12 protein-coding genes are annotated in these 14,784 nt (G+C 72.8%); 4 read left to right on the top strand and 8 right to left on the bottom strand.

The genetic code is table 11. The annotated features are described in order from the left end of the window. The 3 genes from DMH12_RS19710 to DMH12_RS19700 form a co-directional block, all read right to left on the bottom strand. Nucleotides 1-1,291, bottom strand: a 1,291-nt coding sequence (locus tag DMH12_RS19710; RefSeq protein WP_148107533.1) for a protein kinase, incomplete at its 3' end; no start/stop codon positions are given. Nucleotides 1,292-1,443: 152 nt separating this feature from the next. Next, nucleotides 1,444-3,474 carry a serine/threonine-protein kinase gene (locus tag DMH12_RS19705; protein ID WP_125492857.1) on the bottom strand — a complete coding sequence of 677 codons (2,031 nt, stop codon included), beginning with the start codon at nt 3,472-3,474 and terminating at the stop codon, nt 1,444-1,446. Nucleotides 3,475-3,620: 146 nt separating this feature from the next. Further along, entirely contained in the window at nt 3,621-5,327 is a 1,707-nt protein-coding gene (locus DMH12_RS19700) for a glycerol-3-phosphate dehydrogenase/oxidase (RefSeq protein ID WP_125492854.1), read from the bottom strand. Between the two features lie 285 nt (nt 5,328-5,612). On the opposite strand from DMH12_RS19700, the gene DMH12_RS19695 reads away from it, so the two are divergent. Then, nucleotides 5,613-6,821, top strand: coding sequence for a nucleotide sugar dehydrogenase (locus DMH12_RS19695; protein WP_122615802.1), 1,209 nt, complete (start codon nt 5,613-5,615; stop codon nt 6,819-6,821). Between the two features lie 87 nt (nt 6,822-6,908). Here the strand turns inward: DMH12_RS19695 and DMH12_RS19690 are convergent, their stop codons facing one another. From DMH12_RS19690 to DMH12_RS19675, 4 genes are all read right to left on the bottom strand, one after another. After that, nucleotides 6,909-8,033: a GuaB3 family IMP dehydrogenase-related protein gene (locus DMH12_RS19690; protein ID WP_125492853.1), complete on the bottom strand. Its 1,125-nt coding sequence runs from the start codon at nt 8,031-8,033 to the stop codon at nt 6,909-6,911. Between the two features lie 115 nt (nt 8,034-8,148). Then, nucleotides 8,149-9,654: an IMP dehydrogenase gene (gene guaB / locus DMH12_RS19685; protein ID WP_125492852.1), complete on the bottom strand. Its 1,506-nt coding sequence runs from the start codon at nt 9,652-9,654 to the stop codon at nt 8,149-8,151. A gap of 149 nt (nt 9,655-9,803) precedes the next feature. Further along, nucleotides 9,804-10,391 carry a sigma-70 family RNA polymerase sigma factor gene (locus tag DMH12_RS19680; protein WP_064729392.1) on the bottom strand — a complete coding sequence of 196 codons (588 nt, stop codon included), beginning with the start codon at nt 10,389-10,391 and terminating at the stop codon, nt 9,804-9,806. Between the two features lie 306 nt (nt 10,392-10,697). Then, the gene (locus tag DMH12_RS19675) at nt 10,698-11,309 is read right to left on the bottom strand and encodes a response regulator transcription factor (protein ID WP_003948568.1); all 612 of its coding nucleotides are present in this window, start codon (nt 11,307-11,309) and stop codon (nt 10,698-10,700) included. 414 nt (nt 11,310-11,723) lie between these two features. Between DMH12_RS19675 and DMH12_RS19670 the strand changes: the two genes are divergently transcribed. Next, a complete protein-coding gene (locus DMH12_RS19670) occupies nt 11,724-12,062 on the top strand; it encodes a WhiB family transcriptional regulator (RefSeq protein WP_125492851.1) in 339 nt (112 codons plus the stop codon). Between the two features lie 88 nt (nt 12,063-12,150). On the opposite strand, the gene DMH12_RS19665 is transcribed toward DMH12_RS19670, so the two are convergent. Continuing rightward, entirely contained in the window at nt 12,151-13,086 is a 936-nt protein-coding gene (locus DMH12_RS19665) for a LysR family transcriptional regulator (RefSeq protein WP_125492850.1), read from the bottom strand. A gap of 81 nt (nt 13,087-13,167) precedes the next feature. On the opposite strand from DMH12_RS19665, the gene DMH12_RS19660 reads away from it, so the two are divergent. Together DMH12_RS19660 and DMH12_RS19655 are read left to right on the top strand one after the other, a co-directional pair. Continuing rightward, nucleotides 13,168-13,836 (top strand): MOSC domain-containing protein, encoded by a 669-nt coding sequence (locus DMH12_RS19660; protein ID WP_125492849.1) that lies wholly within the window; start codon nt 13,168-13,170, stop codon nt 13,834-13,836. 95 nt (nt 13,837-13,931) lie between these two features. Further along, entirely contained in the window at nt 13,932-14,705 is a 774-nt protein-coding gene (locus DMH12_RS19655; RefSeq protein WP_125492848.1) for an SDR family oxidoreductase, read from the top strand. Nucleotides 14,706-14,784: the final 79 nt, after the last annotated feature.

The following is a 14,784-nucleotide window of genomic DNA, read 5'->3' as shown; positions in this document are numbered from 1 at the left end:
CGCCTCCGGAGCGGGGCGTGGCACCGTGCCAGGAGGTCGTGCGTACGCCGTAGGGGTCGGCGATCTGCCCGGGCGGTACCGCGGCGCCGTGCCCGGCGTCCTCGGCCGGCGGGCCGGCTCGCTCGGCGCCGTGGGCGGATCCGGGACCGGCGTCCGCATGGGGCGGCCGGCCCTCCTCGGCGCCCAAGGCGGGGTAGCCGCCGGGTCGGCCGGTGTCGGCGCCCCGGCCGGGCCGCCCCGCCGTGTCGTCGGGGGCGGGGCGGGCTCCCGGGAGGGCGGCGCGGCCGTTCTGGGCCTCCTGGACGCGGGCGGCGGCACGGGCCCCGGCGCGGTACGCGGCGATCGCTCCGGCGCGGGCGGCGCGGAGGTCGCCGCTGGTGTCGAGCTGTGCGGGCGCGAGAGGGGCGGGTGCACCCGGGCCCACGGCCCCCGAGACCGGCAGCCCGCCGACGCCCCGGGCCTCGATGGCGGCCCGCCGGGCGGCCTCCGGATCGGCGTCACCGGGGCCGAGGACTCCGGAATCACCGGAACCCAGGATTCCGGCCCGCGCTCCGGCCGGCCCCGGCATCCCGGGCCCGGCGCCGCCCGGGCCGGGCAGACCGCCGCCGGGGCCGAAGGTTCCGCCTGGGTCGAGCGGGCCGGGGGCGGGGTCCTCGTCGGGCGGCGGGACGGGGTCGTACCCGCACAGCGCCTCCTCGGCGGCCCCGACCGCCAGGCCGGTCAGCATGACCCGCCCGTCGTCGCAGACGAGCACGGTGCGCGCGGTGATGTTGCGGTGCACCCAGCCGTACGTGTGCAGCACCCGCAGCGCCAGCAGGATGTCGGAGGCCACTTCCGCCGCGCGGTAGGGCGTCAGCGTCTGCTCGGCGAGGAGCGCGGCCAGCGGCCTCGCGGCGACCAGCTCGCTGACGATCCACAGCGACCCGCCCTCGGCGAACACGTCGAAGACCTGGTCGAGGCGCGGGTGGTCGGGAACGGCGGCGGCGGCCTGCGCGGCCTCGACGGCTCGCCGCACCACGGGGTCGGCCGGCCGCCGGATGCCGGTGCTCCCGCCGGAGGTCCGCCTGCCGGGGTGCCGGACGCCGCCGTCACGGGCCGTGAAGCCGTCGGGAAGACCGTCCGCGTCGAGCACCTCGGCCTCGACGACCTCCGGCAACGGGACCTGCCGGACCAGGACTTCCTGGCCGCTGTAGGTGTCGAACGCCCGGGTCTCGGTGAGTTCGTACTCGTCGGACGGCGGCAGGGGCAGGCGGTAGCGGTCGGCGAGCACCCGTCCCGCATAGTCGTCCACGTCGCCACCCCCGGCAGCCCGTCGGTCAATTCCGTTCGCCCGGCGGGCCGTTCCGGCTGCGTACGGTCCGCAAGCACTCACGATACGTGCCGGAGGCAACCCGCAAAGAGCTGATGCCAGATATCGCGCCGCTCAAACCCGGAGCCGTCCGCTCAGGACTTGGGTTCGAAGGACTTCGTCAGGGTCCGCCAGGTGTCCCGGCGCAGGTCGCCGTCCCAGTCGTCGGCCTTCGCGGTGTACATGAGCGCGTAGCCCTGGTGGTCGTTGACGACGAAGCCCCGGTCCACGGTGCGGTACTTGGTGCCGCCGTCGGAGTAGGTGAACTCCCAGTCGGCCGTGTTCCAGCCCCGGTAGTCCACCTTCTCTATGCGGATCTTCTTGTACTGCGAGCGGACCATGTACCGCTCCTGGTTCTTCCAGTCGGCGACCGGGTCGCCCTTGGGCGTGGAGGTCCAGGCCACCAGCAGCTTCTGCCCGCCGGGGCCGGTGAACCGGTCGCCCGAGGCGCCCGTGGAGGCGAACTTCCAGCCCTCGGGCAGCCCGATGCGGTATCCCTGGCCGCCCTTGTGGGTGGCGGCCACGTCCTCCTGGTCCTCGGACTTCCCGGCGTCCGGGGACCCGCCGTCCGCCTCGCCGGACGCGCTCGCGCCGCCGTCCGGGGTACCGCTCGCGTCACCGTCCGTCGCCGGGTCGGAGGCGGCGCCGTCGGTGCCGGTGCCGCCCTCGTCGTCCTGCTTGGTCTCGCCGCTCGGTCCCGCGGAGGCGACGGGCTTGCCGCCGTTGCCGCCCTCGGCGCCCTTCTCGTCGTCGCCGCCGAGGGTGAGCGCCAGCACGGTGCCGAGCACGGCGAGCGCCACGATCACCGCGATGGCGATCAGCGTCCGGCGCGGTACCACGTCGGTGAGCGGTGCCCGGGGCACGGGCCTGGCCGGCAGGTCCGGCGGCGGCACGACGGGCCAGCCGGAACTCCGCTTGCCGCCGGGAGCGTTCGCGCCCTGCGCGCCTGCGCCCGGACCCTGCGCCGATCCCGTCGCGGCGGCCGTTCCGGCGGTACCGGACGCGGCGGTACCGGACGCGCCCGCCCCGGTGGCGCCGGAGTCCGCGCCGGACCCGGAGCCCGTACCGCCCTGCCTGCTCCGCGAGGCGGCGGCCGCACCGGCCGCACCCGCCCCGACGGCGGCCTTGCGCACCGAGCGCAGCGCCCCGCGCAGCCGTTCCCCGGCCTCCTCGGCCCGCTTGCCGCCGGCGCCGCCCCGGCGCGTCCCCTCGTCCGGCTGGGGCGGGATCGGTACGACCTTGGTGGCGTCGGCCGGATCGATCTCGTCGGGGGCGGGCGCGTGGATGACCTTGGTCAGCATGGCGCGGGCGCCGGCGTCGTCGAGCCGGTGGTCGGGGTCCTTGTTGAGCAGCCCGTAGATGACGTCCCGCAGCGGGCCGGCGTTCTTCGGCTCCTCCAGGTTCTCCGTCATCACCGCGGTGAGGGTCGCGATCGCCGAGCCCTTGTCGTAGGGCGGGGTGCCCTCGACGGCGGCGTACAGCAGCCCGCCGAGCGACCAGAGGTCGGCGGCCGGTCCGGGCTTGTGCCCGCGGGCGCGCTCCGGGGAGATGTAGGAGGGGGCGCCGACGAGCATGCCGGTGGAGGTGATGGACGGGTCGCCCTCGACCTGGGCGATGCCGAAGTCGGTGAGCACGACCCGGCCGTCCTCGGCGATCAGCACGTTGGACGGCTTCACGTCGCGGTGCAGGATGCCCTCGCGGTGCGCCGAGCGCAGCACGTCGAGGACGGCGAGGCCGACCTCGGCGGCGCGCTTTGGCTCCAGCAGACCGTCCTCACGGATGGCCTCGGCGAGCGACTTGCCCTCGACGAGTTCCATCACGATCCAGGGCCGGTCGTCCTCCTCGACCACGTCGTAGACGGTGACGGCGCCGTTGTTGCGGATCCGCGCGATCGCCTTGGCCTCGCGCAGCGTGCGCGTGATCAGGCGCCGCTTCTCCTCCTCGTCGATGTTGCCCGGAAACCGCAGCTCCTTGACGGCGACCGTGCGTCCCAGGGTCTCGTCCTGGGCCCGCCACACCGTCCCCATGCCGCCGCGGCCGAGCACGTCCCCCAGCCGGTAACGCCCGGCGAGGAGACGTGCGCTCTTGTCCGTACGGGGTGTCCCCGCCCGCTCCGCGTCCGACATGCGTCCCCTCATGCAACCCGCCCTGACAGAGCCTTCATTGTCCCTCACGCGACAAGTGCTCGACGCCCAGGGTGCCACGGGGGCCCGGGGGCGCGGGGGACGGGCCGTGCGGCGGGCCCGAGAGGTCCGGCCCGCCGCCGCGGACGCTACCGGGACACGATGTCCGGCGCCCCCAGCCGGGCCGCGTCGGCCGTCAGGTCGTCCGGCTGGCGCTGCGACTCCCGCTCGGCCTCGACCCGCTTCTCGTAGTGCTGGACCTCGCGTTCGATCTGGCCCTTGTCCCAGCCCAGTACCGGTGCCATCAGCTCGGCGGCCTCACGCGCGCTGCGCGTCCCGCGGTCGAAGGTCTCGATGGAGATGCGGGTGCGCCGGGTGAGGACGTCGTCCAGGTGCCGCGCGCCCTCGTGCGAGGCGGCGTAGACGACCTCGGCGCGCAGGTAGTCGTCGGCCGCCTGGAGCGGTTGGCCCAGCGAGGGGTCCTCGGCGACCAGTTCCAGCACCTCCTCGGCCAGCGAGCCGTACCGGTTGAGGAGGTGCTCGACGCGGACCACGTGCAGGCCGGTGCGCGCGGCGATCCGCGCCCGCGCGTTCCACAGCGCCTGGTAGCCCTCGGCGCCGAGCAGCGGGGTCTCCTCGGTGACGCTGTCGGCGACCCGCAGGTCGAGGCCGTGCACCGCCTCGTCCACGGCGTCCTTGGCCATCACCCGGTACGTCGTGTACTTGCCGCCCGCCACGACGACCAGGCCGGGCACCGGGTGCGCGACGGTGTGCTCGCGCGAGAGTTTGCTGGTGGCGTCCGACTCGCCGGCCAGCAGGGGGCGCAGCCCGGCGTAGACGCCCTCGACGTCGTCGCGGGTGAGGGGCACCGACAGCACCGAGTTGACGTGCTCCAGGAGGTAGTCGATGTCCGCGCTGGAGGCGGCCGGGTGGGCCTTGTCGAGGTCCCAGTCGGTGTCCGTGGTGCCGATGATCCAGTGCCGCCCCCAGGGGATGACGAACAGCACGGACTTCTCGGTGCGCAGGATGAGGCCGGTGGTGGAGTGGATGCGGTCCTTGGGCACGACGAGGTGGATGCCCTTGGACGCCCGGACGTGGAACTGGCCGCGCTCGCCCACCATCGACTGGGTGTCGTCGGTCCACACCCCGGTCGCGTTCACGATCTGCTTGGCGCGGATGTCGTACTCGCCGCCCGCCTCGACGTCCTGGACGCGGGCGCCGACCACGCGTTCGCCCTCGCGAATGAAGGAGGTGACGCGCGCGCGGTTGGCGACCTGGGCGCCGTACGCCGCGGCGGTGCGCACCAGGGTGGCGACGAAGCGGGCGTCGTCCATCTGCGCGTCGTAGTACTGGAGCGCGCCGACCAGCGCGTCCTTCTTCAACGCGGGTGCCACCCGCAGGGCGTGAGAGCGGCTCAGGTGACGGTGCATCGGCAGGCCCCGGCCGTGGCCGCGGGCCATGGACATGGCGTCGTAGAGCGCGACGCCGGAGCCCGCGTACAGCCGCTCCCAGCCCTTGTGCTGCAGGGGGTACAGGAACGGCACCGGCTTCACCAGGTGCGGCGCCAGCCGTTCGAGCAGCAGGCCGCGCTCCTTCAGCGCCTCCCGGACGAGCGCGAAGTCGAGCATCTCCAGATAGCGCAGGCCGCCGTGGATCAGCTTGCTGGACCGGCTGGAGGTGCCCGACGCCCAGTCCCGCGCCTCGACCAGGCCGGTCGACAGGCCACGCGTCACGGCGTCCAGCGCGGTGCCCGCGCCGACCACGCCGGCGCCCACCACCAGTACGTCCAGTTCGCGCTCGGCCATGGCCGCGAGCGACTCGGCGCGCTGCGCCGGCCCCAGTGTCGCTGTCCTCACTGCTGCCTCCCGCTGTGGTCGCGTCGGCCGCACCCGTCGGGCGAAGCCCGTCTCCTGGTACCCACCATGCCCAGATTCTGTCCGGCCTGCCCGACATCGGCCGCCGCACGCCCTCAGCCTGTGGACAACTTCCCGCAGGTCACCGTCGAGACTCACCCGAAACGAGGCGGATCAATCCCACAAATCGGTCATATTTACTCCTAGTCTGACGTTGTGCTCGCCCATCCTGTCCACCGGGCTTGCGCACCTGTCCCGCTTCGGCTACTGGGAAGGACGGCCCACGCCATGCCCGCAGATCTCGCCGTCATCGGACTCGGCCCGTACGGCCTGCCCCTGGCCCAGGCCGCCGTCGCCGCCGGCATCCCCACCCTCGGCTACAAGACCGGCCCCGAGGCCGGTCCCCTCTCCCCCGCCGAGCTGCGCCGGATGCTCGCGGCGGGCTTCCGCACCGCCGCGGGACCGGCCGAGGTGGGCCGGGTGCGCACCGCGGTCATCTGCGCGCCCACCCCGCCGGCGCCGGACGGCGGCCTGGACCTCACCCAGGTCGAGGCCGCGGCCCGCACGCTCGCCGCCCACATGCGCCCGCACACCACGGTGATCCTGGAGTCGCCGGTGCGCCCGGGGACCACGGAGGAGTTCCTGCGCCCGATCCTGGAGCAGGGCTCCGGGCTGCGCGCGGGCCGCGACTTCCACCTCGCCTACTCCCCCAGCCGCGTCGACCCCGGCAACCGCGACTTCACGCCCGCCAACACCCCGAAGGTCATCGGCGGCCTCACCCCCGCCTGCACCGAGTCGGCCGCCGCCTTCTACGGCCGCCTCACCGACAAGGTGGTCCGCGCGCGCGGCCCCCGCGAGGCGGAGACGGTGCAGCTCCTGGAGACCAACTTCCGCCACGTCAACATCGCCCTCGTCAACGAGATGGCCGTCCTCTGCGACGACCTCGGCGTCGACCTGTGGGACGTCCTGCGCTGCGCCGAGACCAAGCCCTTCGGCTTCCAGGCCTTCCGCCCCGGCCCCGGCGTCGGCGGCCACTCCGTCCCCCAGGACCTGACCGGCCAGGCCCCCCACAGCCTGCGCATGGTGGAGGTCGCCCAGCGGGTCAACGCGCAGATGCCCCGCTACGTCGTCCAGCGCGCCGCCGCTCTCCTCAACGAGCACGGCAAGTCCGCGCGCGGCGCCCGCGTCCTGCTCCTCGGCGTCACCTACAAGGCGGACCTCGCCGACCAGCAGGCGACCCCGGCCGAGGAGATCGCGACCCGCCTGATGGGCCTGGGCGCCGCCGTCAGCTACCACGACCCGCACATCCCGTCCTGGAACGTCGCGGAGCGCCCCGTCCCCCGCGCGGACTCCCTCTACGAGGCCGCCGCCGACGCCGACCTCACGATCCTCCTCCAGCAGCACCGCACGTACGACCTCCAGGGCCTGTCGGTGAAGGCCCAGCTCCTGCTGGACACGCGCGGGGCGACGCCCACGGGGGCGGCGCACCGGCTCTGAGGACCCCGCCCCCGCGGAGCGGGACCGCACACGCGAAGGGGCCCGGAGCAGTCCGCTCCGGGCCCCTTCGCTACGCCGTCCGGGTGATCACCGCCGGTGCTGCGAGTCCGCCACGGTGACCTCGACCCGCTGGAACTCCTTCAGCTCGCTGTAGCCGGTCGTCGCCATCGCGCGGCGCAGCGCCCCGAAGAAGTTCATCGAGCCGTCCGGGGTGTGGGACGGACCGGTGAGGATCTCCTCGATGGTGCCGACCGTGCCGAGGTCGACCTTCTTGCCCCGGGGCAGCTCCTCGTTGACGGCCTCCATGCCCCAGTGGTTGCCCTTGCCCGGCGCGTCGGTGGCGCGGGCCAGCGGGGAGCCCATCATCACGGAGTCGGCGCCGCAGGCGATCGCCTTGGGCAGGTCTCCGGACCAGCCGACGCCGCCGTCGGCGATGACGTGCACGTACCGGCCGCCGGACTCGTCCATGTAGTCGCGGCGGGCCGCCGCCACGTCCGCCACCGCCGTGGCCATGGGCACCTGGATGCCCAGCACGTTGCGCGTGGTGTGGGCGGCGCCGCCGCCGAAGCCGACGAGGACGCCCGCCGCGCCGGTGCGCATCAGGTGCAGGGCGGCGGTGTAGGTGGCGCAGCCGCCGACGATGACCGGGACGTCCAGCTCGTAGATGAACTGCTTCAGGTTCAGCGGCTCGTGCGAGCCGGAGACGTGTTCCGCCGAGACCGTCGTACCGCGGATGACGAAGATGTCCACGCCCGCGTCCACGACGGCCTTGGAGAACTGGGCGGTGCGCTGCGGGGAGAGCGCGGCGGCGGTGACCACGCCCGAGTCGCGCACCTCCTTGATGCGCTGCCCGATCAGCTCCTCCTTGATGGGAGCCGCGTAGATCTCCTGGAGGCGGCGGGTGGCGGTCTCCGCGTCGAGACCGACGATCTCGTCGAGCAGCGGCTGCGGGTCCTCGTGCCGGGTCCAGAGCCCTTCGAGGTTGAGCACGCCGAGGCCGCCCAGCTCGCCGATGCGGATGGCGGTGGCCGGGGAGACGACCGAGTCCATGGGAGCGGCCAGGAACGGCAGCTCGAAGCGGTAGGCGTCGATCTGCCAGGCGATCGAGACCTCCTTCGGGTCCCGCGTACGGCGGCTGGGGACGACGGCGATGTCGTCGAAGGCGTACGCCCGGCGGCCGCGCTTGCCGCGCCCGATCTCGATCTCAGTCACGTCTGTGGCCTTTCCCTGATGCGTTGCAGCGCCTTCCAGTATCCCCGACGGGCCCGGCGGGGCACCGCAGAGGGCGGCCCCGGATGGTCCGGGGCCGCCCTCGGGAGGCTGCTGCCTACTTGCTGCGGCTGTAGTTCGGTGCTTCGACCGTCATCTGGATGTCGTGCGGGTGGCTCTCCTTGAGGCCGGCGGAGGTGATCCGCACGAACCGGCCCTTGGACTCCATCTCCTCGATGGTGCCGGCGCCCACGTAGCCCATGGTCTGGCGCAGACCGCCGACGAGCTGGTGCAGCACGTTGCCCAGCGGGCCGCGGTAGGGCACCTGGCCCTCGATGCCCTCGGGCACGAGCTTGTCGTCGGAGGCCACCTCGGCCTGGAAGTAGCGGTCCTTCGAGAACGACTTGCCCTGGCCGCGGGACTGCATGGCGCCCAGCGAGCCCATGCCGCGGTACGACTTGAACTGCTTGCCGTTGATGAACTGCAGCTCGCCCGGCGACTCCTCGCAGCCCGCGAGCAGGCTGCCCAGCATCACCGTGTCGGCACCGGCGGCCAGCGCCTTGCCGATGTCGCCGGAGTACTGCAGGCCACCGTCGCCGATCAGCGGGACTCCGGCGGGCCGGGCGGCGAGGGAGGCCTCGTAGATCGCCGTGACCTGCGGGACACCGATGCCGGCGACGACGCGGGTGGTGCAGATGGAGCCGGGGCCGACGCCCACCTTGATGCCGTCGACACCGGCGTCGATCAGCGCCTGGGCGCCGTCACGCGTGGCGACGTTGCCGCCGACGACGTCGATGCCGACACTGGACTTGATCTTCGACATCCAGCTCAGGGCGTTGCTGTTGTGGCCGTGCGAGGTGTCGACGACCAGGAAGTCCACCCCGGCCTCGGCGAGCGCCTGGGCACGGTCGAGCGCCTCGGGGCTGGCGCCCACGGCGGCGCCGACGATCAGGCGGCCCTCCGCGTCCTTCGCGGCGTGCGGGTACTGCTCGGCCTTCACGAAGTCCTTGACCGTGATCAGGCCCTTCAGGACACCGTCGCCGTCGACCAGCGGAAGCTTCTCGATCTTGTGGCGGCGCAGCAGCTCCATGGCCTCGACGCCGGAGATGCCGACCTCGCCGGTGACCAGCGGCATCGGCGTCATGACCTCGCGCACCCCCCGGGAGCGCTCGCTCTCGAAGGCCATGTCGCGGTTGGTGACGATGCCGAGCAGCCGGCCCGCGTCGTCGGTGACGGGTACGCCGCTGATGCGGAACTTGGCACACAGCGCGTCGGCCTCGGCGAGGGTGGCGTCCGGGTGGATGGTGATGGGGTTGGCCACCATGCCGGACTCGGAGCGCTTGACCAGGTCGACCTGGTTGGCCTGGTCCTCGATGGACAGGTTCCGGTGCAGGACGCCGACACCGCCCTGGCGGGCCATGGCGATCGCCATGCGGGATTCGGTCACCTTGTCCATCGCCGCGGAAAGCAGCGGGATGTTGACCCGCACGTTGCGGGAGATGCGGGACGAGGTGTCGACCGCGTTCGGGAGCACCGCGGAGGCGCCCGGCAGCAGCAGCACGTCGTCGTAGGTCAGCCCGAGTGTCGCGAATTTTCCGGGCACTCCGTCGACGTTGGCAGTCATGACACCTTCCCCAAATGGCCTTGATCGGTGCGGATGTCCATGCTAACGGGAAGCGGACGTGGCTCATTCCACGATCAGGAAGGCCTGCGATCTTCGTAGTTTTGTACGGACAGGTGCCGCCGTCCGTTCACAGCGGCAATCGGCGGAGATTACTGCTCCGCCAGTGCCCGCAGTCGGCTCAGTGCCCGGTGCTGGGCGACCCGCACGGCGCCGGGTGACATTCCCAACATCTGGCCGGTCTCCTCGGCCGTGAGCCCGACCGCGATGCGCAGCAGGAGCAGCTCGCGCTGGTTCTCGGGCAGGTTGGCCAGCAGTTTCTTGGCCCAGGCGGCGTCGCTGTTGAGCAGCGCGCGCTCCTCCGGCCCCAGGGAGTCGTCCGGCCGCTCGGGCATCTCGTCGGACGGGACGACGGTCGAGCCGGGGTGGCGCATCGCCGCGCGCTGGAGGTCGGCGACCTTGTGGGCGGCGATGGCGAAGACGAACGCCTCGAAGGGCCGGCCGGTGTCCTTGTAGCGGGGCAGCGCGAGCAGCACCGCGACGCAGACCTCCTGGGCGAGGTCCTCGACGAAGTGGCGGGCGTCGCCGGGCAGGCGCGACAAACGGGTACGGCAGTAGCGCAGCGCCAGGGGGTGGACATGGGCGAGCAGGTCGTGCGTGGCCTGCTCGTCCCCGTCGACGGCGCGGTGGACGAGCCCACCGACCGTCCCCTGGTCGCGGGGCGCCTCGTCGTCACGCATCGGTCCATCGTGCCTTGCGGCCGTCCGATCCGTGGCTCCGTGCCCGCTGTTGTGCACCGAAGCGTTATGAGCAGGTGCGCCGGAACTCATCCCCTGCGCCCTCCCCTTCCGCTTGACCGACTCGTCCCCGAGGAACTCCACACCTCAAGGATGCGTCATCGTCGGCGAAACGAGCAGCGGGCACCCGGCGGGTCGCCTTGTCACCCCCGCTCACCTCGCGATAAGCGGGGAACGTCACGCCCCCGACGGGGCCTTTCCGCGTCCACCGCATGGGTGCCCGACGGGGCCTCCACCGCACGGGTGCCCCTAGCGGACCAGGCCCCACCGGAAGCCGAGCGCCACGGCGTGCGCGCGGTCCGAGGCGCCGAGCTTCTTGAAGAGCCGCCGGGCATGGGTCTTGACGGTGTCCTCGGAGAGGAACAGCTCGCGGCCGATCTCCGCGTTGGACCGGCCGTGGCTCATGCCCTCCAGGACCTGGATCTCACGCGCGGTGAGCGTGGGCGCGGCGCCCATCTCGGCCGAGCGCAGCCGGCGCGGGGCGAGCCGCCAGGTCGGGTCGGCGAGGGCCTGCGTGACGGTGGCGCGCAGCTCGGCGCGCGAGGCGTCCTTGTGCAGATAGCCGCGGGCGCCGGCGGCGACCGCGAGGGCCACGCCGTCCAGGTCCTCGGCGACGGTGAGCATGATGATGCGCGCCCCGGGGTCGGCGGACAGCAGCCGCCGGACGGTCTCGACGCCGCCCAGGCCGGGCATGCGCACGTCCATCAGGATCAGGTCCGAGCGGTCGGCACCCCAGCGGCGGAGGACTTCCTCGCCGTTGGCGGCCGTCGTCACGCGCTCGACACCGGGCACGGTCGCCACCGCGCGGCGCAGCGCCTCTCGGGCAAGCGGGGAGTCGTCGCAGACGAGGACGGAAGTCATGGCCGTCCTCCGCAGCTCTTGCGCGTCACGTTGAGCCTCCAGGCTGGTACGAAATCGTCACCTGTGCGGTCGACCGTCCCGGACGCCCGCCCGAGCACTTGTTCCTTCAACCGCCTCCGCACTCTCAACGATGGTCACTCGAAAGAGTTACGGGGCTGTGTGTCGTCTTCGGCACTGTACGTGAGGGGGCGGCCACGCAGCAGACATGCGCGACGGACCCGCGCCGTTTCATCACAACCAGTGCCCCATTTAGACGCTTTTCTTCCGCTTCGGCGGTGTCTGCGACTAGATTCGCAATGAGTCATATTTTCATCTCCTTAGATCGTAGTTGTACGGTCGTGGATGCTGGGTCGCTGGATCGCCGCATCGCCGCATCGTCGGGATTCACCCATATCGGCAACAAGGGGTCACGCAATGGCAGATTTCTCCCGCCTTCCAGGACCGAACGCGGACCTGTGGGACTGGCAGCTCCTGGCCGCGTGCCGCGGGGTGGACAGCTCGCTCTTCTTCCATCCGGAGGGCGAACGCGGTGCGGCACGGAGTGCTCGTGAGAACTCGGCCAAGGAGGTCTGCATGAGGTGCCCGGTCCGCGCCGAGTGCGCGGCGCACGCGCTGGCGGTGCGCGAGCCGTACGGCGTGTGGGGCGGACTGACCGAGGACGAGCGCGAGGAGCTCATGGGCCGGGCGCGCCACCGCCTGGTGTCGGCCTCGGCGTCCGGGCCGGCCGGCGGGGACACGTCCGCGCACCACTGAAGGAACGTTTCTTTGAGGGGGTTCTTCAGAGCAGGGGGTTCTCAGACCAGGGATTTGCGGACCAGGGGGTTCCCGGCGCAGCCGATTCTCAGAGGGGGTTCGGCCGCCGCGCCGCCGACAGGCGCGCGGACGCGCGGCTCAGCTCGTCCAGCGTCGCCGCCACCGCGGGCACCTGGGCCAGGTCGGGCAGGCTGAGAGCGACGATCTCCCGCCGCACCGCCGGCTCCAGCGTCACCGTGCGCACACCGCGGGGCCGTACGGACTCGACGGCGAGCTGGGGCAGGACGGCCACGCCCAGGCCGGCGCCGACCAGGCCGACGACGGCCGGGTAGTCGTCGGTCGCGAAGTCGATGCGGGGGGTGAAGCCGGCTCCCTCGCAGACCTCGACCAGCTGGCCCCGGCAGCGGGGGCAGCCCGCGATCCAGGACTCCCGGGCCAGCTCCCCGATGGCCACGGGCCCGGCGGACTCCGCGCGGGCCAGCCGGTGCCCGTCGGGGACCAGCGCCACGAGTCGGTCGGTCAGCAGCGGCCGTACGACCAGGTCGTCCCACTCCTCCGCGCCCGCCGCACCCTCGTAGCGGAAGGCGAGCGCCACGTCGCAGTCGCCCTCGCGCAGCAGCTCGACGGAGTCCGGCGGCTCGGCCTCCTCCAGGGAGACCCGGGTGCCGGGGTGCGCGGCACGCAGGGCCGCCAGGGCGTTGGGCACGAGGGCGGAACTGCCGCTGGGGAAGGAGACCAGCCGGACCCGGCCGGCGCGCAGTCCGGCGATGGCGGCGACCTCCTCCTCGGCGGCCGTGAGCCCCGCGATGATCCCGGCGGCGTGCCGCACCAGCGCCTCACCGGCCTGCGTGAGGCGCATCTCGCGCCCGGTGCGGACGAGCAGGGGGGTGCCGACGGAGGACTCCAGGGCCTTCATCTGCTGACTGACGGCGGGCTGGGTGCAGCCCAGCTCGCGCCCGGCGGCGGAGAAGGAACCGGTCGATGCCACGGCGCGCAGCACACGGAGATGACGAGCCTCGATCACACCCCCGAGGATAAGTGACCCTTTGACCGAACGCCGAATACCGCGTCGACACTTTGACGAGGATTGTCCTACCGTTCGGCCATGAAGCTTCTGTCTGTCAACCTCGGCCGCGCGAAGTCCGTGCCGTACACGGACCACCCGGAGGGCATCACCGGCATCGACAAGCGGCCGGCCGACGGCCCCGTGCGGGTGGCGGCGCCCGGGCCGAAGGGCGTCGGGGCGAGCGGGCTGGCCGGCGACACGGTGTGCGACACGCGTCACCACGGCGGCGAGGACCAGGCGGTCTACGCGGTGGCCCGCGAGGACCTGGACGACTGGGAACGCGAACTGGGCCGTGCGCTGCCCAGCGGCTCGTTCGGCGAGAACCTCACCACCACGGGCCTGGACGTCTCCGGGGCCCTGATCGGCGAGCGCTGGCGGGTCGGTCCCGACCTGCTGCTCGAAGTGACCTCCGGACGCATCCCCTGCCGCACCTTCCAGGGCCACCTGGGTGAGCGGCGCTGGGTGAAGCGCTTCACGGAGAAGGCCGCGCCGGGCGCGTACTTCCGGGTGGTGGAGCCCGGCGAGATACGGGCGGGCGACCCGGTCCGCATCGTGCACCGGCCCGACCACGAGGTGACGGTGGCCCTGCAGTTCCGGGCCGTCACCACCCAGCGGGAGCTGCTGCCCCGGCTGCTCGCGGCCGACGGGGCGCTGCACCCGGAGGCTCTGGCGCAGGCGCGGAAGTACGTGGCGAGGTACGGCGGCTGACCGCTCCTCACCAGTCCTTTCTTCACCGGCCCTTCACCGGTGGCGGGACCGGTGAGCGAAGGGGGCCCCTCCACTTCGCCCCCTAACCTTGCGCCATGACAACGGCATTGATTACGGGATCGACGGCGGGCATCGGCGCCGCGTTCGCCCGGCGGCTGGCGGCCGACGGACACAACCTGGTGCTGGTGGCCCGCGACACCAAGCGGCTGCACGAACAGGCCACCGAGCTGCACGACCGGCACGGCATCGAGGCGGAGGTGCTGACGGCCGACCTGTCCACGGACGCCGGCATCGAGGCGGTGGCCACCCGGCTGGGCGAGCGCAGGCACCCCGTCGACCTGCTGATCAACAACGCCGGCTTCGGCAACAAGGGCAAGTTCCTCGACGTCTCCATGGCCGACGAGCTGACCATGCTCAAGGTGCACTGCGAGGCGGTGCTGCGGCTGACCTCGGCGGCGGTGGAGCCGATGCGGGAGCGCGGTCGCGGCGGCGTCGTCAACGTCGCCTCGGTCGCCGCCTTCGTGCCGCGCGGCACCTACGGCGCGTCCAAGGCGTGGGTCGTGCAGTTCACCCAGGGCGTGGCGAAGGACCTGGCCGGCAGCGGCGTCCGCCTGATGGCCCTGGCCCCCGGCTTCGTCCGCACGGAGTTCCACGAGCGGGCCGGCATGGGCACGGACAACATCCCGAACTGGATGTGGCTCGACGCGGACAAGGTAGTCGCCGCGGCCCTGGACGACCTCTCCCGAGGCAAGTCCCTCTCCATCCCGGACCCCCGCTACAAGACCCTGATGGGCGCGGCGAAGCTGGTCCCGCGGGGGATGCTGGGCGGGATCAGCTCACGGACGGGGCGGAAGTACGGGCCGCAGTAAGAGGAGGGGACGAGCGACGTCCCTTCGTCATCGGCCGGGCAACCGGCTCCGGACCGGCTGTCGTATGTGCGGACCAGGA

The organism is Streptomyces sp. WAC 04229 (assembly GCF_003947455.1).
Classification (GTDB): Bacteria; Actinomycetota; Actinomycetes; order Streptomycetales; family Streptomycetaceae; genus Streptomyces.
The sequence above is the reverse complement of the archived record's forward strand: the minus strand, read 5'-3'. Positions and strand labels throughout refer to the sequence as shown.

Excerpts from the sequence above, each read along its gene's own strand:
- DMH12_RS19705 (WP_125492857.1), bottom strand. The coding sequence starts at position 3,474 with ATGTCGGACGCGGAGCGGGCGGGGACACCCCGTACGGACAAGAGCGCA.
- DMH12_RS19695 (WP_122615802.1), top strand. The coding sequence starts at position 5,613 with ATGCCCGCAGATCTCGCCGTCATCGGACTCGGCCCGTACGGCCTGCCC.
- guaB (WP_125492852.1), bottom strand. The coding sequence starts at position 9,654 with ATGACTGCCAACGTCGACGGAGTGCCCGGAAAATTCGCGACACTCGGG.
- DMH12_RS19680 (WP_064729392.1), bottom strand. The coding sequence starts at position 10,391 with ATGCGTGACGACGAGGCGCCCCGCGACCAGGGGACGGTCGGTGGGCTC.
- DMH12_RS19675 (WP_003948568.1), bottom strand. The coding sequence starts at position 11,309 with ATGACTTCCGTCCTCGTCTGCGACGACTCCCCGCTTGCCCGAGAGGCG.
- DMH12_RS19670 (WP_125492851.1), top strand. The coding sequence starts at position 11,724 with ATGGCAGATTTCTCCCGCCTTCCAGGACCGAACGCGGACCTGTGGGAC.
- DMH12_RS19660 (WP_125492849.1), top strand. The coding sequence starts at position 13,168 with ATGAAGCTTCTGTCTGTCAACCTCGGCCGCGCGAAGTCCGTGCCGTAC.
- DMH12_RS19655 (WP_125492848.1), top strand. The coding sequence starts at position 13,932 with ATGACAACGGCATTGATTACGGGATCGACGGCGGGCATCGGCGCCGCG.